This is a genomic window from [Eubacterium] eligens ATCC 27750 (assembly GCF_000146185.1).
Taxonomy (GTDB): domain Bacteria; phylum Bacillota; class Clostridia; order Lachnospirales; family Lachnospiraceae; genus Lachnospira; species Lachnospira eligens.
Map to the genome: position 1 here is coordinate 1,679,644 of NC_012778.1, position 24,709 is coordinate 1,704,352.

General features: G+C 37.1%; 22 protein-coding genes. 2 read left to right on the plus strand and 20 right to left on the minus strand.

Annotated features, from left to right (window positions below; genetic code table 11):
- The 14 genes from EUBELI_RS07800 to EUBELI_RS07865 all read right to left on the minus strand — a co-directional run bounded on the left by EUBELI_RS07800 (position 1) and on the right by EUBELI_RS07865 (position 16,651).
- Positions 1 to 1,380, minus strand: a complete 1,380-nt coding sequence (locus EUBELI_RS07800) for a S1C family serine protease (protein ID WP_165437541.1) — start codon at positions 1,378 to 1,380, stop codon at positions 1 to 3.
- Between the two features lie 142 nt (positions 1,381 to 1,522).
- Positions 1,523 to 3,250, minus strand: a complete 1,728-nt coding sequence (locus tag EUBELI_RS07805) for a phospho-sugar mutase (RefSeq protein ID WP_012739849.1) — start codon at positions 3,248 to 3,250, stop codon at positions 1,523 to 1,525.
- Positions 3,251 to 3,277: 27 nt separating this feature from the next.
- On the minus strand, positions 3,278 to 3,541 hold the full coding sequence (locus tag EUBELI_RS07810; RefSeq protein WP_022098476.1) for an HPr family phosphocarrier protein: 264 nt from the start codon (positions 3,539 to 3,541) through the stop codon (positions 3,278 to 3,280).
- Between the two features lie 5 nt (positions 3,542 to 3,546).
- Positions 3,547 to 4,848: a CdaR family protein gene (locus tag EUBELI_RS07815; RefSeq protein ID WP_012739851.1), complete on the minus strand. Its 1,302-nt coding sequence runs from the start codon at positions 4,846 to 4,848 to the stop codon at positions 3,547 to 3,549.
- A complete protein-coding gene (gene cdaA, locus EUBELI_RS07820) occupies positions 4,829 to 5,698 on the minus strand; it encodes a diadenylate cyclase CdaA (protein ID WP_012739852.1) in 870 nt (289 codons plus the stop codon). The genes EUBELI_RS07815 and cdaA overlap by 20 nt, the downstream gene beginning before the upstream one ends.
- A 50-nt stretch (positions 5,699 to 5,748) precedes the next feature.
- Complete coding sequence (locus tag EUBELI_RS07825) at positions 5,749 to 6,801, minus strand: hypothetical protein (protein WP_012739853.1); 1,053 nt, start codon at positions 6,799 to 6,801, stop codon at positions 5,749 to 5,751.
- Positions 6,802 to 6,817: 16 nt separating this feature from the next.
- Complete coding sequence (locus tag EUBELI_RS07830) at positions 6,818 to 7,225, minus strand: hypothetical protein (protein ID WP_012739854.1); 408 nt, start codon at positions 7,223 to 7,225, stop codon at positions 6,818 to 6,820.
- Between the two features lie 53 nt (positions 7,226 to 7,278).
- On the minus strand, positions 7,279 to 8,313 hold the full coding sequence (locus EUBELI_RS07835; RefSeq protein ID WP_041688228.1) for an Ig-like domain-containing protein: 1,035 nt from the start codon (positions 8,311 to 8,313) through the stop codon (positions 7,279 to 7,281).
- Positions 8,314 to 8,431: 118 nt separating this feature from the next.
- Complete coding sequence (locus EUBELI_RS07840; RefSeq protein ID WP_012739856.1) at positions 8,432 to 9,748, minus strand: sensor histidine kinase; 1,317 nt, start codon at positions 9,746 to 9,748, stop codon at positions 8,432 to 8,434.
- A 35-nt stretch (positions 9,749 to 9,783) separates the two neighbouring features.
- The gene (locus tag EUBELI_RS07845) at positions 9,784 to 10,452 is read right to left on the minus strand and encodes a response regulator transcription factor (protein WP_012739857.1); all 669 of its coding nucleotides are present in this window, start codon (positions 10,450 to 10,452) and stop codon (positions 9,784 to 9,786) included.
- 16 nt (positions 10,453 to 10,468) lie between these two features.
- On the minus strand, positions 10,469 to 12,259 hold the full coding sequence (locus EUBELI_RS07850) for a Na/Pi cotransporter family protein (protein WP_012739858.1): 1,791 nt from the start codon (positions 12,257 to 12,259) through the stop codon (positions 10,469 to 10,471).
- 91 nt (positions 12,260 to 12,350) lie between these two features.
- The gene (locus EUBELI_RS07855; protein WP_148231345.1) at positions 12,351 to 14,888 is read right to left on the minus strand and encodes an ATP-binding protein; all 2,538 of its coding nucleotides are present in this window, start codon (positions 14,886 to 14,888) and stop codon (positions 12,351 to 12,353) included.
- Between the two features lie 27 nt (positions 14,889 to 14,915).
- The gene (locus EUBELI_RS07860; protein ID WP_012739860.1) at positions 14,916 to 15,455 is read right to left on the minus strand and encodes a bifunctional UDP-sugar hydrolase/5'-nucleotidase; all 540 of its coding nucleotides are present in this window, start codon (positions 15,453 to 15,455) and stop codon (positions 14,916 to 14,918) included.
- Positions 15,456 to 15,604: 149 nt separating this feature from the next.
- Positions 15,605 to 16,651 carry an ABC transporter substrate-binding protein gene (locus EUBELI_RS07865; protein ID WP_041688229.1) on the minus strand — a complete coding sequence of 349 codons (1,047 nt, stop codon included), beginning with the start codon at positions 16,649 to 16,651 and terminating at the stop codon, positions 15,605 to 15,607.
- A gap of 251 nt (positions 16,652 to 16,902) precedes the next feature.
- Between EUBELI_RS07865 and bsh the strand changes: the two genes are divergently transcribed.
- The gene (gene bsh, locus EUBELI_RS07870; protein WP_012739862.1) at positions 16,903 to 17,898 is read left to right on the plus strand and encodes a choloylglycine hydrolase; all 996 of its coding nucleotides are present in this window, start codon (positions 16,903 to 16,905) and stop codon (positions 17,896 to 17,898) included.
- Between the two features lie 30 nt (positions 17,899 to 17,928).
- On the opposite strand, the gene EUBELI_RS07875 is transcribed toward bsh, so the two are convergent.
- On the minus strand, positions 17,929 to 19,056 hold the full coding sequence (locus tag EUBELI_RS07875) for a type II toxin-antitoxin system HipA family toxin (protein ID WP_012739863.1): 1,128 nt from the start codon (positions 19,054 to 19,056) through the stop codon (positions 17,929 to 17,931).
- Entirely contained in the window at positions 19,043 to 19,321 is a 279-nt protein-coding gene (locus tag EUBELI_RS07880) for a helix-turn-helix domain-containing protein (RefSeq protein WP_012739864.1), read from the minus strand. The genes EUBELI_RS07875 and EUBELI_RS07880 overlap by 14 nt, the downstream gene beginning before the upstream one ends.
- Before the next feature lie 201 nt (positions 19,322 to 19,522).
- Here EUBELI_RS07880 and EUBELI_RS07885 point away from each other — a divergent pair, with 201 nt between their 5' ends.
- Positions 19,523 to 21,001 (plus strand): AAA family ATPase, encoded by a 1,479-nt coding sequence (locus EUBELI_RS07885; protein ID WP_041688231.1) that lies wholly within the window; start codon positions 19,523 to 19,525, stop codon positions 20,999 to 21,001.
- A gap of 104 nt (positions 21,002 to 21,105) precedes the next feature.
- Here EUBELI_RS07885 and EUBELI_RS07890 read toward each other — a convergent pair whose 3' ends face one another.
- The 4 genes from EUBELI_RS07890 to EUBELI_RS07905 all read right to left on the minus strand — a co-directional run bounded on the left by EUBELI_RS07890 (position 21,106) and on the right by EUBELI_RS07905 (position 24,673).
- Entirely contained in the window at positions 21,106 to 22,815 is a 1,710-nt protein-coding gene (locus EUBELI_RS07890) for a methyl-accepting chemotaxis protein (protein ID WP_012739866.1), read from the minus strand.
- 110 nt (positions 22,816 to 22,925) lie between these two features.
- Complete coding sequence (locus EUBELI_RS07895) at positions 22,926 to 23,639, minus strand: hypothetical protein (protein ID WP_012739867.1); 714 nt, start codon at positions 23,637 to 23,639, stop codon at positions 22,926 to 22,928.
- 48 nt (positions 23,640 to 23,687) lie between these two features.
- Positions 23,688 to 23,882: a hypothetical protein gene (locus EUBELI_RS07900; protein WP_012739868.1), complete on the minus strand. Its 195-nt coding sequence runs from the start codon at positions 23,880 to 23,882 to the stop codon at positions 23,688 to 23,690.
- Complete coding sequence (locus tag EUBELI_RS07905) at positions 23,879 to 24,673, minus strand: acyl-CoA dehydratase activase (protein WP_041688745.1); 795 nt, start codon at positions 24,671 to 24,673, stop codon at positions 23,879 to 23,881. The genes EUBELI_RS07900 and EUBELI_RS07905 overlap by 4 nt, the downstream gene beginning before the upstream one ends.
- Positions 24,674 to 24,709 lie beyond the last annotated feature (36 nt).

Below are 24,709 nucleotides of genomic sequence, written 5' to 3' on the forward strand. Positions count from 1 at the left end.
TTAAGATGCCTTCTTAGAGCCAAGCGTTACCTCCGTGCTCTTAAGAACATACTCGCTTCCTTCCATATGATAATAATCTATAGTTACTTTTTCACCTGCCTCATAATACTGAAGCATGTTAGTAAGTCCTGACATAGTAGTAACTGTCTGGTCATCAAATCCGACAATTATGTCGTATGTCTCTAATCCTGCCTTGTCTGCTGCTGAATCATCAGCTACAGTTCTTATAAGAATACCTACAGGATATCCATAATATGATGCATAATTACTTGTAATATCTACTGCTGCAATTCCAAGGTATGCTGCCTTATCTGACGAAACCTTGTTTCTTGTCTGCTTAGTCATTAATGAATCGATAATATCCTTAACATTAGAAACAGGGATTGAATAAGCCATACCTTCTACACCATCACTGCTGGTCTTTGCAAAGTTAATAGCAATAACCTTTCCTTCAGAATTAAGAAGAGCTCCACCACTGTTACCAGAGTTAATTGCTGCATCTGTCATAAGAAGTCCTGTAAATGTTACATTGTTGACTGTAATTGAACGGTCCTTTGCACTAATTATACCAGTTGTAACTGACTGTCCTTCACCTAATGCATTACCAATGGCAACAACCTGCTGTCCAACTTTAATATCTGATGAATCTTCAAGTTCTGCAATTGCAATATTAGACGCTGTATCAGATGAAATATCACTTAATGATACTGCGGCTACTGCAATATCCTGATCTGACTTAGAACCCTTAACAGAACAGCTTGCACTTGTGCCATCAGAGAATACGCATTTAAGATTATCAATATTATCAACAACATGTGCATTAGTTACAATAAGTAATTCAGTATCACTCTTGCCTACAATAATACCTGTACCACTTGATGTTGCCTCATAACTCTGTCCATATCCAAAATAACTTGAACTTTTAACTGTTGTTGTACCATTAAGCTGAACCATTGCAGGAAGGGCTGCTGTAGCAACTGCCTCAGCATCCATCTTACCTGATGCTGAAAGATTAGTATCTTCTGTAAGCGAAGAATCTGTCTTAGCGACATTAGAAATATTATTACTTACTGTTGGTATATTAACACCTGTAGCATCAGACTTATTACTGCCAGCAATCTTTCCACCTGCATAATTAACACCAAACATAACCGAACCGGCTATTGCGCCAAAAAGTACTGCTGAAAGAACAAAGCATGCTGCTTTCCTTGCAAATCCTCTTTTGTGTTTCTTGTGCTTCTTAGCTTCATAAGGTGCACTTGAAAATGCTGTGTTATTATTAGATGTACTGCCATTGTTAGTATTGTTATATGGTATATCACTGCCACTGTAACGGTACTGTGAATCATTCTCATTATTCTCATTATTGTCGTTATACATAATCATTCTCTCCTTTTACCATTGTATTATGACAATGAAGATTCCATACATAACAAATGAACACATCTCACTGTCAATACATGTAATATAACAACGAAATGTGTTCATATTGTGTTTTAGTTGTTAATTAAATTTGAACTGATTATAATCCGACAATTTCTGATACTGCATCAGTAAGTTCTTCTAACTTCTTATCAGCATCTTCAAGACCTGTTCCCTTAACACCCATATAGAACTTAATCTTAGGCTCTGTTCCTGAAGGTCTTGCACAGCACCATGCATGGTCATTAAGTTCAAAATAAAGTACGTTAGATTCAGGAAGTCCTGTAGGCTTCTTCTCGCCTGTAGCAATAACTGTACACTCATCCTTCTTATAATCTCTGAACTCAACAACATTCCATGCTCCGAACTTCTTAGGTGGATTATTTCTTAAATCATCCATCATCTTAGCAATCTGGACAGCACCTTCTGCACCCTTCATAGTTACAGCCTTCTGTCCTTCCTTGAAGTAGCCGTACTTATCAAAGATATTAATCATCTGATCCCATAAAGTAATGCCTTTAGACTTATAGTAAGCTGCTGCTTCACATAATGCCATAACAGCCACGATGGCATCCTTGTCTCTTGCATGAGTTCCAACCAAGCAGCCGTAACTCTCTTCAAAACCGAATTCATATTCGTATGTATTATTCTGCTCAAAGAACTTAATCTGCTCACCAATATACTTAAATCCTGTAAGAACTTCAATAAGCTTTAAGTTATATTCCTTAGCGATAAGATCAGCTAAGTTAGTAGATACGATAGTCTTTACAAATGCACCATTCTCATGAAGAAGTCCCTTCTCCTTTCTCTGTGAAAGAAGGTATTCTGCAATAAGCATACCAGACATATTACCTGTGAATGACTTGTACTCACCTGATTTAGTGTCCTTAGAATATACGCCAAGTCTGTCCGCATCAGGGTCAGTTGCAAGAATAATATCTGCATCAACTTCCTTAGCAAGTCTTAATGCATATGTGAATGCCTTAGGGTCTTCAGGATTAGGGTACTCGAGTGTTGTAAAGTTAGGATCTGGTTTTTCCTGTTCTGGAACAACATATACATTCTTGAAACCTAACTCTCTTAAAATTCTTCTTACAGGAACATTACCTGTACCATTGAATGGAGAGTATACAATCTTAATATCATCAGCAACCTGCTTAATGATATCTCCGTTAAGGCTCTGCTTCTTTAATGCTGCAATAAATGCATCATCCATATCATATCCAATAATGTTATACAGGCCTCTTACTCTAGCCTCTTCTTCATCAATAGTCTTAACATCATTAAAATCAGTAACAGCCTTAACTTCATTGATAATCTGTGTATCCTTAGGTGCTGTTATCTGGCATCCGTCATCCCAGTATACCTTATATCCATTGTATTCTGGAGGATTGTGGCTTGCCGTAACCATAATACCTGCTGTACAGTGAAGTTCTCTTACTGCAAATGAAAGTTCTGGTGTTGGTCTTAATGAAGGGAATATGTATACCTTAATGCCATTAGCCGCAAGACAAAGAGCTGCTTCCTGCGCAAATTCTCTTGACATTCTTCTATTATCATGAGAAATAGCAACACCCTTATCCTGTGTTCCTTCCTTGATAATAAAATTAGCTAACCCCTGAGTTGCCTTTCTTACAATGTATACATTCATTCTGTTAGTACCATTGCCTATGACACCTCTCAGTCCGCCTGTTCCAAACTCAAGATCCTTATAGAATCTGTCCTCAATCTCTTTCTCATCTCCTGCAATTGATTTGAGTTCTGCACGTGTGTCTTCATCAAAATATTCATTCTCACACCATGCTTTGTAAGTTTCCATATAACCCATACCCTTTACCTCTTTTCTTGATTTATATTAGTCCTGTAAAGCTTTTCTAAAGCTCTCAGAAACTGCTTTCAATGCTTCTTCTTCGTCCGGACCTTCTGCTATGAGAGTTATCTCATCTCCACAGCCAACGCCTGATGCAAGAATAGATATAACACTCTTTGCATTAACAACCTTATTCTTAAATGTGAATGTAATGTGTGAATCAAATTTAACAGCTGTATCACACATTGCTCCTGCAGGACGAAGATGTATTCCTAATGCACTTCCAACTAGTATCTTCTCACTTACCATATGAATCACCTCTCTGTTGTATTAGTTGTTCCAGCTTTTGTAGCAGTCTCTTCTGCCTTTGTTTCGGAATTATTACTTTTTAACTCAGCTTTAACCGTTAAATCCTTACTCTTCAATGTATAGCCTTCTGGTAATTTAACATCAAGCTTGACATTAACTTCTCCTGATGTTGTATAATCAGACAGACTTGCACTGACTGTTATTCTGGATGCATCCAGTGTTGCTGTATTATCAGCATTTCTTTCAACATCAATATTAATTGTCTTATCTATAAAATTATAACTCATACCTGTGTTCAAGCCAACAACTTTAATGTCTGATGTATTGAAAACTATCTTGTCTGAACTAACCGGTACAATCTTCACTGTTATTTCAACCCTTGAGTTATTCAATATATGAAGTGATTTATCAATGTAATTATCAAGTGAAAACTTAAACACTCTGTCCTCTGACAAATCTTCCACATTAATATTGCTGGCAGGAATGACTATTTTCTCCAGATTATTCAATGCATTTTCATCACCATATACCTGTACCTGATTCTTATTATAGGTTATTGAATTTACTCTATATCCATCCTTTGGTGTTCCGGATGTCTGTGCCTCTATAGATACATTTTTAAATCTGACAACCTGTGCTGTATAACTTACAGATGTCTGTGACATATCTATTGATTCATCCTTGATTTCATTAGCATCGTCATCATACAAATGAATATCTGCATCACCATGTACATCCCCTGTTGCTCCTGTGACATCATAAGAAATTCCTGCATATGATATTGTATCAATAACAGATGATGGTCCAGTCACTTTAATTGATGCCGGATTCAGCGACTCCTTTACAACCGCATGTCCATCTGCCGGATTTCCCGTTACATTAGTAACAACATTGACAGTTTTAGTATCCCTGTTCTCTATACTCAGTTTTACAGCAGATGTCTTAGGTGTTGCTTCTACACTATTAAGCACCTGACCATTCTGCACGACAGATACATGAATATCAACATAATCTGCAAAAGCACTTATTTTACTAAGATCAGCAGTTGCTACAATATCACTTGCCTTAATATTTGTTACAACACTCTTTGGACCACTTACATATACGGAAATCTTTCCTCCCTCCACAACCTCATAACTGTAATTCTTATCAGTAAGGCTTTCGGTATTAATTAACTGAACCGTAACATTACTGAATGTATAGCTTGTGGTAGGGTCATATATATTAACGATAATAGTCCAGAGAACAACTGCAAATACAGCAGACAATATTTTCAGACTAAGATTTTTAAACATCTTTTCCTTCATGCTTCAGCCTTCCTCTCCATATTCTGAACGACTTCACATCTATGGTCCTTCTGCGAAGATATTCTAATTTATTTCTAAGAGAATCTGCATCAATATCATGAATAAGCTCTCCGCCGACAGCAACTGAAACCTTGCCTGTTTCTTCTGATACAATTATCGTCATACTGTCTGTAACTTCACTTATTCCTACCCCTGCACGATGTCTTGTTCCCAAAGATTTATTAAGATTACCATTGTCAGAAAGTGGAAGATAACAAGTTGCAGCAACAACCCTGTCTCCTCTTATGATAACTGCTCCATCATGCAACGGAGTGTTATGCTCAAATATATTAACAAGAAGCTGGCTTGTAACAATACCATCCACCGCAATTCCCGTCTTTTCATATTCTTCAAGAATCATATCCTGTTCAACAACGATAAGTGCTCCTGTGTAAGCAGCACCCATGTCATAACATGCTCTTACAATCTCTTCAGCAGTCTTACTACTGAACCGTTCACCTTTATCCCTTCCATCACTGAACCTGAACAATCCAAAAACGATTTTTTTACGTCCAAGCTGTTCCAAGGCTCTTCTTAATTCAGGCTGAAAAATAATAACAAGCGCAATAATTCCAACACTTATTGTCTTACCAGCAATCCATAAAATAGTCTTAAGATTAAGAATATAAGCAAATATTGCAAATAAAGCAACAACTATAATTCCTCTTAGCAAAACCCATGCCTTAGTTTTCTTAATCCAAACCATTACATTATATAAAACAAAGGCAATTATAATTATTTCTATAATATCAGTCCATGTAATATGCGGAATATATAATTTAACCAGATAATCCTGTATGAAATTATTCAATATTATCTCGCCTCCATTTTATAATCTGTACAGCAATATATTGCCATTTATTATTTATCATCATTATCATAGAAAAGAATATCATCATCTTCTTCAGCTGATGCTGCCTGATATCCTGATTCTGCCCTATGTGAAGAAGTTTTCTTCATATCTCTTATATCTGAAGTTTTCTTTGTTTTCTTTGCATTTATGTGTTTAATTCTTACATCCTCACTTGCAACATTAAGTTTAGGTACAGCCTTAACATAGTAATAATATTCATCATCTTCATACTGTACATATTCCGTTCTCTTATAATCCAGAGCAAAGAACACAACATTGCATACATAGGCTACAGCAGCACCAAGTACAACACCAAGTATCATAAGAATAATACTAAAATCAGACTTAAATGCTATCTGCAACACAACAAGCATAAGAAATTCTGTAACGCTGCCAGCAACTATTGCAATTTCCCATGCATGATTAATCTTCTGTCTTCTTATGATGTAAACAACAAGAATTGTTATTACAGCTGCTATTACCATTACCAGCATCTGCCTGTTCTTAAGAAGACTTTCAACAAGATAAGTTATCTGCTTCATACTTTCTGTTATTGACTGATTAGATATAGCTGCCTCATAATCACTTGCAGTTCTTATAATATAATAAATAATTATTCCAAAACCTACCGGTATAACTGAAAGTGCTGTTGTGCATAATCCAATAACAACTGGTATTGCAAATGGAATTTTCATCCAGCATAAAATAGCTGTTATAATAAGTATATATGCTGTCTTTGGTGTAAATCTGAAATACAGCAGATACATAAGCAATACTATACATAATGTAAGCAATGCAAACTCCGCTGAGATAGCATATAAATGAAACAACATAAACATTGAAAGTATTACAAGAGTAAACCCTCCTGGCAAAAATGCACATACAACAGAAAGTAATATTGCAAATATAGGATTTTTTAATTTATCCATATATCCAATACTTGCATTAATCATCAAAAATGATATAAGTGCAATAATAAACCTTGCTGCTGGTACAATATATGTATTGTATTTGTTATAAAATGTTTTAAATCTTTCCTTGAATTCTAATAAAAATGCCATTGGAGCCTCCTACTAATTATTTCTTTTTCTGTCCTGTATAAAATCTTTCCAGCTTATTAAGCCTTGAAAAATATCTCTTAAGTCCCTTTCTTGTATGTTCATATCTGTAATAATACACAATACCAGAAATGATACTGAATACTATAAGCATAAGCACATAATATAATGATATCTTCTTGGCAAGGCCTACATAATCCAGATTATTTATCTGCTGTATCATTCCTTCTGCATTACACAGGAAATACATTGTCAGAAGTATTATAGCCGCAAATGTTGTTGCAATAACAGTCTTAAGAATTCCAAAAGCAATATAGTCGCCCTTGAAATATCTGGCTGTCTTTAACATACTTTTTCCTTCATTCTTTTCATATATTGCCATTTTGGTCATCATCTTAATTTTATTCTCATTAAGCAATTGTTTCACCTCGCAAGTTTAATGTTTTTAATTACATATGGTTAAATATAACATATTTTCTCTTAATTGTATATTACAATTTGAGAGTGTCCCCCACCTGTTGCAACAACAATACGTACCATTCTGTTATCTACAGTAAACGTTCTGTCTGTTGATGCAGATACATAACTATTCCATACATAAGAAGAATTTCCTGGTAATAAATTCTCAATTACACTTTGAATTCTGTTATCAAACGCAGCACTTCTCTGCTTTATATATATAATGGTTACATTACTCTGTGTAACAATCTCACCATAGTAAATTCCATCCTGTCTGCATACATACACATTTGATACAGTCTGCTCAAATCCATTACCAGAAAGCATACTTCCTATATCATCAGAACTATTTCCACCTTTCTGGCTGTTATCAGTATTGCCCGGAACTGACTGGTTATTTTCTGATGTAACACCACCTGTCTGACTATTTTCTGATGAAGAACTGCCTGTCTGTCCGTTTTCTGATGAAGAACTGCCTGTCTGTCCGTTTTCCTGCTGTCCATGACCTAAACCTGTACCGATACCTACCTGTTGTCCATGTTCACCTGAACTATCATATGTATTACCTTTTCCATTATTATTATTTCCTGTATACACAACAAATCCATTAGAAGAACCTTGCGACACTTTTGTGATTCCTTCTACAACCACGGCGTCAGATACACTTCCTACTGTAGCAGTAAGAGTTGCTGTTCCAACTCCGTTAATTGTTATTACACCATCCTTATCCACAGAAAACACCTGTTCATTACTGCTTGTCCATATAAGTGATTTCTCATTATCATCAGGAGATACTATTGCTGTAACCTTAAGGCTTGTTCCTACAGGAATAGCTGTATTTTCAAAAAGAATATCAATCTGTGTTCCTTCTTTAACTTCATATTCATCCTGAGCCTGTGATGGTTTAAGATTAATTTTACTTACATTAACATCTGCCTGCTGTTCATTTCCATCTGATTTATTAAATGATATTATTAAAACAACAGCCAGTACTACCGCAAGAATTATTCCCATTAATATAATAACTGTTGTACGCTTTATTTTTATATTTCTCATAATTTTCCTCATAAAAATATTATATTCAATACACATTATAATATAACAATTCATTCCACTTGTAAAAGAAAAAATGGATGATATACAATTTAATAATCTGTATATCATCCGTATTATGTCAGAATTCAATCCGTATTACAGTTCCCTTATTAATTTCACTGTCAAGATAAATTCTTGCATCATGAAGTTCAACAATATGCTTTACAATAGCAAGACCGAGTCCTGTTCCACCAGTTTCCTTTGATCGGCTCTTGTCAACTCTGTAAAATCTTTCAAACACCCTGTCCTGCTGATCCTTAGGAATTCCTATTCCATCATCAGTTACCTCTAGCCTTGGCTTCCCATCTACCATTCCCGCAAACACTTCCACATGTCCACCTTCTTTATTGTATCTTATTGCATTCTGTACAAGATTATCAATAAGCTCTCTTATCATATCCTTATTGCCGCGGATCATGCAGGCTGAACCTCTATATGAAAAATATATTCCTTGTTTCTGTGCATTAACCTGCAGAGACTCTGCACAATCCTTAACAAACTCATATAAATCAAAATTCTCATACTGTCTTGGCATTTCGCTGTGGTCTAATTCTGAAAGCCTTATAATATCATTAATTAATGATAATAATCTTTCTGAATTACGCTTAATCTCATGTGCAAAATGTATCCCCTGTTCATGACTTACCATCTCATTCTCAATAAGCTCTGCATAGCCTGAGATTGCGGTAAGAGGAGTCTTTAATTCATGTGATACATTTGCAGTAAAATCCTGTCGGCTTCTTGCAGCAGCAAGAATATTCTCATGCTGTGTCCTGATTTTCTCTGCAAAAGGGGCTATTTCTTTATATACAGGCTTCTCCTGTACGGAATCCATATTCTTAGCCATTCTTTCAATAGGCTCAATAAGTGTCCTTGTAAGTAATTGTGAAAGAACGATACACACTACTATAATTACTGCAAGTATTCCTGTTACAGCCGGAAATACATTGCCAAACACACTTAATAAACTGCTTGCATCACAGGATACTCTTATAACAGTCCCATCCTTCTGTTTTAGAGCATAATAAAAGGTATTCATATCCATCGTGTCAGAATTTCTTACACACTGACCATGTCCGGTATGAAATGCGTCCTGTATCTCAGGTCTGTCTTTATGATTAGGCATTACATTAATATCATTATCATTATCAAAAAGCACCACCCCATCTGAATCTATCCAAGTAACCCTGAGATTATTAATTGGAAGCTTTACATCTGCATATTGCGCTGACTTTTCAAAAACTCCCGTTTCCATGAGTACTTCTGCATTAGTTCTCAATCCGGCCTGGACCTGTTTCTTAAACAACCCATAATATATAAAAGTTATTCCAATAGCTGTAGCAAGAACTGCTATAACTGCTATTCCAATAAGCCTTAAATTAATCTTCTGCTTCATATATCCACCCTGTTCTGTCTGTTAATTATATCAGGCTACTCTATAACATATCCTACATTACGCACGGTTCTTATACGCGAGCCTGCATCACCCAACTTCTGTCTTAAAGTCTTAATATGCATATCCACAGTTCTTGACTCACCTTCAAACTCTGTTCCCCATACCTTAAGTACAATAGAATCTCTTGAAAGCACTATATTCTTGTTAGCCATAAGATATCTTAACAATTCATATTCTTTAAATGTAAGTTCAACCTGCTTTCCTGAGACCGTAACCACATGCCTTTCATGATTAAGTTCAATCTCTCCTACATCAAGCACGCCTGCCTCGTCTGTTTCTGTTCTTCTAAGAAGTGCTTTAACTCTTGTAATAAGCTCCATTACAGAAAACGGCTTCTTAATATAATCGTCAGCACCATCCTCAAGTCCCTTTATCATATCAAGCTCTGTAGACTTTGCCGTCACCATAATAACCGGCAGTCTCTTAGTTGCAGAATTCAGTCTTAACTTCTTAATGATGTCATAACCACTTTCATCAGGAAGCATAACATCAAGCAACACAAGGTCCGGAAGAATCTCATCAAGCTTCTTAAAAAACTCTTTGGAACTTCCAAATGCACCTACCATATGTCCACTGTTCTTAAGTGCAATTGTCTCTATTTCCCTTATGCTTTCATCATCCTCAACTATGTATATAAGAGCCATATTCTCATCTCCTGTTCTAGTCAGCTTTCTTTAATTCCGGAAGCTGATACTGTTTATAATACTGTCTGCATTCTTTTGCAAACTGAGGATTATCCTCATTAGTAAGATGCTCCAGATATCCATGTGTTTCAAAACCATTATCTCTTACTTCAATCATACATACAGCAACATTAGAGCAATGGTCTGATACTCTCTCAAAATTCGTCATAATATCTTCGAGTATAAGTCCTGTCTCAATTGTACATCTGCCTTTTCTTAATCTGTTGATATGACGCTGCTTAATTTCTAAGTTCAGACCGTCAATAACCTGTTCTAACGGCTCAATATGCTTTGCTGCCTCAATATCCTGATTTTCAAAAACCTGTACTGTGTTACTAACTATATCATGTACCGCTTTTGCAAATGTTTCAAGTTCTTTTCTTGCATTCTGTGAAAAAGATGACTCCTTGCTGTTCATCTCTTTTGCAGATTTTGCAATATTAATCGCATGGTCAGATATTCTTTCAAAATCACTCATGCAGTGAAGAAGTATTGAAAATGTATGATTATCATGTCTTGATAAATCGCAGTTACCAACCTTTACAAGATATGAACCAAGCTTATCCTCATACTTATCGACATCTTCTTCCATTACCACAACCTCATCATATGCAGCATCTGAATAATTATTAATAATGTCCAGTGCCTTATCTAACGCTCTCTGTGACAGATGTGCCATCTTCACGGCAGTATTCCTGCATAACTCCATCGCAACTGCAGGAGTCTCTAAAAATCTTTCATCAAGTGCTGCAAGATCTGCTGCCACACCTGTCTGAATAACTTCCTCATGTTTTCCATCCGGAATAGAAAGAGTTGCAAGCTTCACAAGCAGATTAGAAAATGGGAAAAGTATAATTACACATCCAATATTAAAGAGACTGTGAATCACTGCTATTCCTGCTGCATTTGCCGGTGTTGATAAAAATTCAAAATGAACAAACATATTCAGGCTGTAAAATATAACCATAAATATAACTGTACCAATCATGTTGAAATAAAGGTGTATCATTGATGCTCTCTTGGCATTCTTCTTTGCACCTACAGAAGATATAAGTGCTGTTACACATGTACCTATATTCTGTCCCATAATAATAGGAATTGCTGTTGCATAGTTAACCGCACCTGTTACACATAACGCCTGCAGTATACCAACCGATGCAGATGATGACTGTATAACTGCTGTAAGCACTGTACCTGCAAGAAGTCCGAATAACGGATTAGAAAACAGTGTAAGCATACCCGTAAACTTCTCATTGTCAGCCAGCGGTGCAACTGCGCCACTCATAGTTTCCATACCGAACATAAGAATTGCAAATCCAAGAAGAATATTACCTATATCCTTTTTCTTAGAATTATCCTTGCAGGTCATAGTCATAATTATGCCAATAACAGCAAGCACAGGTGAGAATGATGATGGTTTTAAAAGATTAATCCATCCTGCTCCACTTATACCTGTAAGTGATAACATCCATGAAGTCACTGTTGTACCAATATTGGCACCCATAATAATACCTACAGCCTGTGAAAGCTGCATAATACCTGAATTAACAAAGCCTACAACCATTACCGTAGTTGCAGATGATGACTGTATAACTGCTGTTACAGCCATACCAAGCAATACTGCCATAATTCTTTTAGAAGTAAGTTTTTCAAGTATCTGTTCTAATTTACCTCCGGACAGCTTTGCTAAGGAATCTCCCATGACATTCATTCCATATAAGAACAAAGCCAGTCCGCCTGCCATCGTAAGTACACCAAAAATATTCATTTTACATAAGCTCCTTTTTGAACGACTTTTTCACATATCATGTGTATTCTAAATGAGCATTGTAAAATGTATTATGTAAGTTATGTAAAATTTATGTAAAATTTGCAGCCACGTTTCTTATGCGCTCTGCATCAACAGGTTTTGATATATGTGCATTCATTCCAGCATCAAAAGCTGCCTTTACATCATTTGAAAATGCATCTGCTGTCATTGCAACAATCGGTATATCCTTTGCATCAGGATGCTTGAGCTGTCTTATGGCTTTTGTTGCCTCATATCCATCCATATTAGGCATTTGGACATCCATAAATATCAAGTCATACTGACCTTTTACCGAATGACTAAATGCATTCACGGCTGCCATTCCATCCTTTGCAATGTCACATAATGCCCCCTCGGACTTTAAAAATTCTCTCATCATCTCCGCATTAATAACATTGTCCTCTGCCACAAGGAATTTCTTTCCCTCAAGCACCCTGCTCTGTTTAATATCTTCTTGTGTCATATTGGCTGCATACCCTGTACCACTCTGAATATTTGTTTTCTTTTCAGAAATCATGAATTCCATTGTAACTTCAAATGTACTTCCTTCACCTTTCTTGCTTTTAACCTTTATAGTTCCTCCCATAAGGTCAATAAGGTTCTTTGTTATAGGCATTCCAAGTCCTGTTCCCTGCACATTATCAGTCACATTATTATCTTCCCTTGTAAAAGGTTTAAATATCTCTTTAATATAACCATCGCTCATTCCTATTCCGTTATCAGATATTTTAAACTTATACTTTGCAAACTGACTTCCTGTATGATTCATCCCTCTTATTTCAAATGTTATCATCCCATACTCTGGCGTATATTTTACGGCATTTGATAAGATATTCAGGAGTATCTGGTTTAAACGCAGTTTATCTGTTTTAATCCAGCCATATTCTACATTATCTGAGCTGATTATAAGTGTCTGCTTTTTCTGTTTTGCCTGTGGTCTTATAATGTTATCTATTTCCTGAACAATATCAGCAATATTTACATCACTTAAATTAAGAGTAGTATTCCCTGATTCTATTTTACTCATATCGAGAACATCATTTATAAGGTTTAACAAGTGCTGGCTTGATATCACTATCTTCTCAGCATATTTTTTTACTTTATCAGGGTTCTTTTCATGTCTTAATAATAACTGCGAAAATCCCACAATGGCATTCATTGGTGTCCTTATATCATGGCTCATATTAGCAAGAAACTGGCTTTTAGCAAGATTTGCAGCTTCTGCTGTATGAAGTGCATCCTCCATATGTCCTCTTATCTGCTGCTCATAGGTTCTATCAGAAATAATTACGACAAGGACATCATCCCCATCCTTATCCATATGATAACAGCCCTGTTTAAATAATCTGTACTCATTTGAATCAGCAGGCTTTATCCAGTATTCATTGACTACAGATTCTCCTATATCTAGTCCGGTAATATCATTCCAATCCGGGATTTCCCCCTTCTTATCAAGTTTCTTAAACTCATCTGTAAGTTCTGAATATTCATCATTTTTTAATCCCAGAACTCTCTCAATATTTCTGCTGACATAAAGTTTACGCCAATCGCCCCATGAAAGCATAATATATACATCATCAAGATTTTTTGCCATAATAGAAAATAAAATATCCCGCCTTGATATTTCGTGATTCTTTTCACTGATATATCTTCTGTAGTATGTATACAATACAACAACAGCCACTATAAAAAACAATCCACCTATCTGCATAGCCATCCACACTGTTCTCTGTTGTACTGCAACAATGCTTGAATTTGCAATTCTTATAGGAACCATTGATATAAGTCCCCAGTTATCAAAACCAACAGGAACATACACAAGGTAATACTGGCGGTTATCCAATGTAAATTCCATCTCACCAGACTCGCCAGCCTTAACGTCCTGCATGAATCCTTCAAGCGACTTTCCGTAAAAATCCGCATTTTTCAAATGATAAAATATATTCCCCCCTGTATCCATGCTTCCTTCTGACTTCAAAACTATATCGCCATTAGCATATACTATGTAACTGCTTGTATCCTTAGCAAATGCCTTGATTCCCAATTCTCTGTTAATACTGTCTGTATTGTACGAAACAGCTATTGAACTATAAGAAAAACCATTAATATATGCCGGATCTACAGGTATGGCAAAAAACATAACTTCATCACTGCCAGGATTTGAGCCGTCAACTATAACACTCTCCCTGTTTATAACAAGGCTCTTCCATGTATTTCCAAGCTCAAGATATCCCCTCCTGCCTGCCGATGACAAATAGTTACAGTCATCATCTACAAAATAAAATTCTGTATAATGCCACTCATTTTTCCATTCATTCAGAAAAGATCTGATATCTTCTTCATTTCCATCAGCCTCATTTATAAAATCGCCTGTCATTCGCAGCAGCTTCCATTGCTGCCCGGTTATCTGAAGGAATTTCTCACTTACCTGTTTATATACTTCATTAAGATTTCTCGAACTTGTCTCATATAATTCCTTTTTCACATTAACTGAGTAATTAAATAATATAATACCGACACACATAAATACAGCTATTGCCACTCCAACTGCTGCAAAAAAATATATGCCATTCTCATTTTTCTTCATCTGGCTTATTTCCTTTCCTCTGGTCAATCAGCTCTTTTCTATATATGCCTGTGGTTTTGGTAGTTTACCGCCATCTATAAAATACTTCAGCCATTGCTCTGACACACCAGTTGTATGAACTATATATCCGTCATATTTTCCCCCTTCTTTTATGTCAGTATCCTGCTTGTACATATGTACTCCACCATGTTCTGACATATCATAATTATATGCGCGTTCCAGCAAAGTATGACCAGAAACATCAACATAACAAAAAGAATATGTTTTTTCGTCAGCAATTGACTCTCCATCAGCAATAATATCCAGAAGGTGCATTTTTCCATCATCATCTCTTGATATCTTCATTGTAAATCCGCTCGATGCAGGGAGCATGTCCCATGATATCGGGTCATCATCACGCCCGCAGCCTTCCACAAGGCAACGCACAACATTTTTTATCTCAGCTCCCGTTGCGTCCTTTGTATAAAACTTTACTCCTCCACCCATAATAAGTGCCTGAAGCTGTGCCGCTGTATAATCCCCCTTATATATGTCACCTGCATTCATTGCTGCAGGCGCAATAAGCATGTCTGCACCACATATTTCCCGCAGAATATTAACTCTTACTGAAAATGACTCACTTCCTGTATCCGTAGATTTCCATGTATATTCTCTGTCAAATGTGGTTACAATATTTCCTTTTTCTTTAACATAATTATAATTATCATTAAATATTTTTACCGCCTGTCTGGCATCGCATTCATCACTTCACTGCTAAAAAAATATCTTACTATATCAAGTGCCAGTTCTTCACGCTTTCCTGCCCCCTTTAGTTTTCCGTTCATGGCTACTGAATATCCTGGTGTACTGAAATACCAGTCATCATTTTCTGTCTCCCCAAAATATGGCAGCAGCATAAGACTGGTCATTCCTTCAGCCTGATATTCAGCAATATTGGTGCTCTGGCGTATCATTGCCACCCTGCCTGACACAAAATCTTCGAATGTAACTGAATATCCTCTACTGACATCTTCTACCTGCACACCCGTATCTTTAAATACCTGTTCAAGTCTTGAAAACAACTGCGTTCCCAATTCATCAGGCAGATAATCAACATTTCCTTCTGATGCATCGTTGCGCCAAATTCTTCCTTTTGAACTCTGAAGCAATGGTATCGACCATGCCTGAAGCATATATGAATCTGTGCAATCATATTTGTAATCTGTTGCAAATCCCCTTATACCATATTCTCCAAACTTGTTGCACGCTTCAACAAATGTATCATAATTGTAAGGAAGCTGTATTCCATACTCATCAAAAAGTTCAGTATTAGCCAGTATTCCCTCAACACTTGCCGAACCAGGAAGCCAGTTTACTGAACCATCTTCATTGGTAAACCCATCAAGATATACTTTGTAAAACATATTTGTAATATCTGTCCATGAAAAATCATATAGATATTCTTCTGGATTAATATCATAGTCATCATCAAGTGTTGAAGTCTGTGTCCATGACGATGCATCTATTATTATATCTGCAAGGTCATCATTTACTGCTGCATCATTAAGATACTGTGCCCCTCCCCTGCTTATTACAAAATCAAATTCGACATCCGGGAAGTGTTCTTTCAACATTCTTCCTACACTTGCAAGCCAGTAATCCTGGTCAAGCTGTACAACAATTCTTTGTTTTACTTCCTTACTGTTCTTTAATGGCATACTGCATGACATCAAAAAAGCTCCGCAGAATACTATCATCAGCAAAACACACATTACCCTTTTCATTATATCCTCCAAAATGTTCTAATCCTATGTTGCTTAATAATAATACTCTTTATTTTTGTCGAAATATGTCGAATATAGTTATAACTATTATTACATCCAAACTATTACTTAAAAAAATATATCAACCGCACTTATACACATCAGCTTAAAATAATTTATTTTGTCAGAATTGCCCGCAGAATATAATTGGTGTATTATTTTATAAAAAGATATCAGAATATTATTATAACTTAAAAAATACAGGAGGGCTTATGTGTACAGCAGCTACTTATAAAACTAAAGATTTCTATATGGGAAGAACACTAGATTATGAATTTTCTTATGGTGATGAGGTGACTGTAACACCTAGAAATTATCCTATTAATTTCAGATTTATGGGTGTAAGGAATAACCACTTTGCGATGATTGGAATGGCACATGTGGCTGACGATTATCCTTTATATTATGAAGCATTTAACGAAAAAGGGCTTGGCATGGCCGGTCTTAACTTTGTTGACAATGCAGCTTACAGCGAACCGGACCTAAGAGGTCTTAACGGAGAGAGTAATATTGAAAATGTTGCCGTATTCGAATTCATTCCGTGGATATTATCGCAGTGTGCGACAGTTGACGAAGCGAAAGAAAGACTGCAGTTTATTAATCTTACCAACACTCAGTTTAATGAAATGTTTCCATGTGCTAATCTTCACTGGATTATCGCTGACAAGGAAAGCTGCATAACTGTTGAATCCATGTCAGACGGACTTCATATATATGATAACCCTGTTGGCGTGCTTACTAATAATCCGCCATTTAACATACAGATGTTTAATCTTAACAATTACATGGGATTATCTGCAAAACAGCCTGAGAGCAATTTCTCGGACAGACTTGATTTCAACAGATACAGCCGTGGTATGGGTGCACTCGGACTTCCTGGGGATCTGTCATCTCAGTCAAGATTCGTAAAGGTGGCTTTTACTAAGATGAATTCTGTTTCAGGTGACGATGAGAAATCAAGCGTAAGCCAGTTCTTTCATATATTAGGCAGCGTAGACCAGCAGCGTGGCTGCTGTCAGCTAGACGATGACAAATACGAGATAACAATATATACCTGCTGCTGCAATACAACTAAAGGCATATATTATTACACATCATATGACAACCATCAGATATGTGCTGTTGATATGCATAAGGAGAACCTTGACGGTGATAAACTGGTTCGCTATCCACTTATTACTGATGGCGAGATAAGGGCTGTTAATTAATATATATACCTGACAAAACGAGCTGGACGTTTAATTACCATCCAGCTCGTTTTTAACACATTTTTCTATGTCGTACGCAATCTCAGTGCATATATCTTTTCCTATTCCTGCTGCTGTTCCAACAGCAGCCAGCTCCTTAATTCCTGGATTTCTTCCATTGCCGTCTACTGTAGTAGTATGTTCCCCATAATATGTCGTACTATAAGTCAGGTCATATGCCGGGCTTAGTCTCCAGCCATCATTATTTTCATCATATATAAATGTAAAATTCTTTGAATGATCATCTCTGTTATGTGCAAACACATTAAAACACATTCGTCGGTACATATTCTCTATATCATGCTTATTGTCCCTTGTTAATATTTTTGTTAATTTCATAAGTTGGTGATAATCCATATTGGGCTGCCTGAAATCCAGTTCAAGAAGCGCTGCTGCTGTAAGCATATGGATTCTGTGTTCTCCAAATGAATCATTCTTACGATCAAATCTTTTAGTTCCAAAATATCCATCACATATATCAGATGGAAAAAGTCTGGTCTCTTCCATATCAATTCCACACTGCTTTGCACACTGTGAATATCGGTATTCCATCAGCCCCGCATTCTTTCCATCAACATGAGCAGGAAACTTGATAATCCAATCCTCGCCATCTATCTTAGTCATAATTTTAGGTCTTGCTCCACCACTTGTTCCACCAAGCCTGTATAATTCATCAAGCTTGTCAGAATATTCAGTATTAAGAATTTTCTGACACTGTTCAGATAATTCATCAAGACTGCTGAGTTTTTCCTGCTTTGGCATATCCAATTCCGGTCTGTATGTTAATGCTCCCATTCCTGATTCTCCAACAATTGCAAGCCTGTCAAGCATACTCACATTGTCTATATTACATCCCTTTTCTTTTAACATCCTGTCAAGCAGCAGCTGTCCCCATGCATCAGGCAGACTGTCTGCAAATACTCCCCATAAACCATTAAAATATTCTTTAACAGGGACACATACTTTCTTTTCAAGGGGCAATGAAAACGGACTTATTGAAAATCCGTTCTCCAGCCATTCATCTGCATATTCAAATGCAGCCTTTCTTTCGTTCGTCATAGCAAGAGTTCCAACAAGCCTGTCATGATAAAAAACATTTATAACTCTATCTTCTCTCATTAATTACCTCCTCAATACTGTTATAAGGAATCTCCGTAAAAATGTTTCTTAAATCATCAGCGATATTAAGTGCTACAGCTATCTTAGTCAGCGATAACAGTGAAATCTGTCCTGTTGTTTCAAATCTTTTTATCGAGCCAAGACTGACATTGCTAATCTTAGAAAGCTTCTCCTGTGAAATGGAGCGTCTTTTTCTTATTAGTCTTACCCTGTCAGCTATTTTTTTATCCAGTTCTTCACATGTCTCCCAGACATATTCATTCATATATTGATCTCTCCTTATGTGCAAACATATATATAATATATTAGCCGGTTTTCTGATATATATGCATTTATAGCTAATATTTTATCTATAATTATTATAGCACATAACTTAATATATTCAATCCTCTCCTTGCCAACTTCCCAGAATATGTTATTATATGATAGATTATTATAAGTGTTTAAAGCACAGAAAGAGGAATATATGTTAGTTTATGACGCTAATGCCAATTCTGGCAGCAATGCCGGTTTTGAGTGTACCTATACAACTTTTAAATCTGACAATTCTACAGCTTCACCAGAGAACCCAATCCTTGTTCTGGATAATTCTGAGAAAAAGTGGGATGAGACATCTTATGGTTTATTCACTAACCCTTATAAAAAGACTGCATTTGATTTCCAGATTAACGGTGAATCTTTTACAAGCAATATCTTAAAGATTGATTCAAGATTTACAAGCCTTATCAAATGGCTTGGTGAGAACAGAGTTAAAGTAAAGCTTACAGGTGCTAACTCATCTGAAGGATATAATGTATACAAGATTCAGGAAGTTGCATTTGGCAATGGTAACAAGTTATCCGCTGAAGACGGTTTTCTTCAGTTTATGATTGAAAGATTATTAGAGAGCAGTGCCGTTGCAGAAGACAATAGTGAAGAGCCTGATGAATCTGCTGATGATATGAAGCTTACAAGCCTTACAAGCATATCAGATTTTCTTAACTGTGCAGGAAGCACGCTTCCTGAGAATATCCGTTTATGGGCAAGACGCAATCTTGTTGTTGCCCGTTCAAGCGAGGTAACTCCTGAGGAGAAAAGACATGCACAGAGAGCACTTTCTATCATGCTTAATATTAAGTGGAAGAGCAATTACTTCGAATCAATTGACCCTGTGGAAGCAAGAAGAATTCTTGACGAAGAGCTTTTTGGTATGGAAAGTGTTAAACAAAGAATAATTGAGACAGTTATTCAGATTAACAGAACACACACTCTTCCTGCATATGGTATCCTTCTTGTTGGTCCTGCCGGAACAGGTAAATCACAGATTGCCTACCTTGTTGCCAAGATTCTTAAAATGCCTTGGACAACTCTTGATATGAGTTCAATCAATGACGCAGAACAGCTTACAGGAAGTTCAAGAATATACTCCAATGCAAAGCCTGGTATTATCATGGAAGCATTCAACATGGCTGGTGAATCTAACCTTGTATTCATTATCAACGAGCTTGATAAGGCAACTTCAAGTAATGGTAACGCCAACCCTGCGGATGTACTCCTTACACTCCTTGATAATCTTGGATTCACTGATAATTACATGGAGTGTCTCATCCCAACTTCAGGCGTATATCCTATCGCCACAGCTAATGATAAGGATAAGATAAGTGCACCGCTTCTTTCAAGATTTGCAGTAATTGATATTCCTGATTACACAAGAGAAGAGAAAAAGACAATTTTCCTTAAATATTCACTCCCAAAGGTTCTTAAAAGAATCGGACTTCACGAGGATGAGTGCCTGGTGTTTGATGACGGACTTGACGCTGTTCTTGATTACTGCAAGGATACTACAGGTATCAGAGACCTTGAACAGGCAGCAGAACATTTAGCAGCACATGCTCTTTATATGATCGAGGTTGAGCATGCCACAAGCGTTTCATACACAGCAGACATGGTAAATGAACTCTTTTAATTAAATTATTCAAACCCGATAACAAATACATGATATACAATAAGGAGCTGATATCACTACGATAACAGCTCCTTAAATAATCTTTACATATGTAATTGTAATTATCAGTCATTTCTTAACTTAAACTGTGCAACCATCTCACTAAGAGTTGTAGCCTGTGCTGTAAGCTCTTCACTTGTAGCTGATGTCTCCTGTGATGTTGCTGAATTAGCCTGTACAACTTCTGCAATTCTTGCAATTGCAACATCCGCCTGCTCCATACCTGCAGCCTGACTTGTAGATACATCTCTCATCTTCTTGGCACTCTCTGCGATAGACTGAACACCATCAACAACTTCCTTAAGTGAATCAGATGCCTTAGTAGCAATCTTATTCCCCTCTCCAACCTCGTAGATAGAAGCTTCTATAAGATTTCTTGAATCTACCGCTGACTTAGCACTCTGCTCTGCAAGTGTACGAATCTGGTCAGCAACTACTGCAAATCCTCTGCCTGCATCACCTGCTCTTGCAGCCTCAATGGAAGCATTAAGTGAAAGAAGGTTAGTCTGGCTTGCAATACTTTCAATCTCTGAAATGATATTGCCAATCTTCTCAGAAGCCTCACTGATACGAGCCATTGCCCCCATAAGAGCTTCCATGCTTTCTCTGCTGTTTTCTGCTGTATCAGCATATCTCTCTGCTTCTTTATATGAATTTTCCAGCTGTTCTGCTGTCTTCTGTATACCTTCATTAAGATCATTAATGGTTGCCTGCATCTCTTCGACTGTTGCAGCCTGATCTGTTGCACCTTCTGCAAGCGACTGTGCAGCATCTGAAAGATTAGCAGAACCTTCTGCCACCTGTTTAGAAGCATCTTCAACACCCTTTAATGTTGAATTCATCTGACGGTTCATGTTACGAATTCCAAGTAACAATGCATTGAATGCACCTGTATACTGATCTTCATGTTCGGTTGCGATAGCGAAATTACCATCTGCCATCTCTCCCATAAGTTTTCCGGCATCACTGATAATATTATGTAATCTTTCTGCCATAGCATGTGCACTATCTATGAGATCGGATATCTCATCTTTAGTCTCAACTTCAGGGAATGGTGAATCCAGATCTCCCTGTGCAAATGTCTCGAATCTGGCCATCATTCCATCTAACGGCTCTTCTATACTCTTTGCAATCGCATGTGCTGCTTTAGAAGCAACAACAACTACCGCAGCTATAATTCCAATTGCAGCAACAATCGCTATTATAAGAAATATTTCAAGCTTTAATTTTTCTGCATCACCTTTAGCAACATTAGTGTCCATAAGTTCATTAAGTGCATTATCAAGTGCCTCATACTTAGGTGCCGTCTCATTCAGCATCATCGACTGAGCCTTCAGTGACTGATTAGAATCTGTCGTAGCTCCCAGCTTTATAACTTTCTCATCAATTTCCTTATATTCAGCCCACGCCTTATCAATCTTATCCATACATTCCTTGCCAGCCTTACTAGACATTATAGGTCTTATCTGTTCAAGCTTGGCTTCAAATGCTTCGACATGCTCATCATGCTGCTTTTTCATTGAGCTGATAAGACTTACTGAATCATATCCTACAACTCCCCTTGAAGCTCCTCTTATCTCTGCTGCCTCAGACATAGCTGTAGCAATATCTCCCTGAGGGAATGCGTAACGCTTCAGCACCCTGCGGTAATCCATAGACATATAAATCATCATTGCACTTATAACAACTGCAACTACGGAGAACGCTATGATTATCAGTCTAAATACATAATTCAAACGCCCCTTTATATTCATATTATTCATTTTCTTTAACATCTTATAACTACCTGCCTTTCCATATGCATCATTTGTACAATGTATTTAATTGTTCCCTATTTCATTCAATTAACATATTATTCCTAATTTTAATTTTTTTCAAGGTATTTTCACAAAATACTCATATGTAATTGTCTGAGTCCGTCTATTTCATCACACAATTCCCTGCTTGAGCAAGTTGAACAATCCATTGTAAGACCGTTAAATATGTTGTTTAAGGAGTCAGTTATCTGTTCACATCTGTGTGCTTCACTTTTTAAAAATATGTAATCAATATCCTGCTCCGTGACAAAATATATGCTTACAGCCTCAACCTCAGGACGCTTCCTGTAGGCATTGATAAGCCCCTGTCCTACCGCTGCAAAATTAATCCCATGCGAAACTGCTTCCTTACTCACTCTCACAGGTTCTCTTTCCCTGACTGCTGATATTCTCATCATATATCCTTTAGGAAATGCATGGTATCTTACATAATCAGTTGCCCTCATTGAAGCATACAGTGCATTATCATCATGATTCTTAATATATTCACCATCCAGCCTGATTACAGTAATTCTTGCATATGAAATATCATTCTTAATATCACACAGGTCATCACCCACAAGATACACAGCATCTTCCGGCACAAGTTCCTCATCCTGTGTAAATGCAATGGCACTTACCGCTGCATTGCTCCCACCGCCAAGCTCATAAACCATCTCACTTTTAAGGATAAGATTCTCTTTATCAGTCATCTCCCACACTCTCTGTAATGGAAGTCTCTTTGCTCCATGATTTTCAAGCATTGATGTCAGCTTCTTTATCTCACCATCATATAAATCCATCGGCTGTTTCTGCCCTTCCTGTCATTCTTTCTGATACTGCCTCTGTTGTCACTCTTTCTGCTCTTCCTGCTTATGCTTCTTCGCCTCGCGCCTGTTCTTTGACCAGTTATAATATGCTGTAAGCGGCTTGATTAAAGATGCCGCAAACTTCATATCAAGATTAAAGAAATATATAACAAGAGTGAGAAAAAAAAGCACAACAAGCACGATTGCTATAATTGCCAGCACTTTTAATACTATCATACATTACTTCCCTTCTGTCTTGCATATTCTGCAGCACCTAATGCTCCCATAAGCTGTGGGTCTGTCGGCAGATCCACTACATTTATCTTAAGAACCTTCTCTATTGCTTTCTTCAAGCCTTCATTCTTGGCACATCCACCTGTAAGTGTAACGCTGTCAGCCGCACCTGCTTTCTTAGCCATGACAAAGCATCTCTTAGCAACCGATAACTGTATTCCTGCCGCTATCTCCTCCATAGGCTTACCCTCACCTACTAACGAGATAACCTCACTCTCTGCAAATACCGCGCACTGTGCTGTTATTGGAATCACGTTCTTCGCCGTAAGTGACAGATTAGAAAATTCATCTAAAGACATCTCAAATGCTCTTGCCATAGATTCAAAAAATCTTCCCGTTCCTGCTGCACATTTGTCATTCATCGCAAAATTAAGCACAGTTCCATCTGTGTCAATCGCAATTCCCTTAACATCCTGACCGCCGATATCAATAATCGCCTTAACCGATGGGTCAGTCACATGAACTCCCATAGCATGACAGCTTATCTCTGATATATTCTCATCTGCAAACGGTACTTTGTTTCTTCCGTAACCCGTACCAATCAGATATGTAAGCTCCTCTGCGCTGTTTAAACCGTCAACCTGGCTTACAGCCTCGTCAAGTGCATCCTTCGCACTAAGTACAGGATTAATCCTGCTTCTCTTAGTAACCGCAGCTGCGATTTTTCCATTCTCATCTATAATTACGCATTTGGTATATGTACTTCCTGCGTCACAACCACCGAAATATTTCATTCTGCTATCCTTTCCTGCCACGTATGCAGCATACAC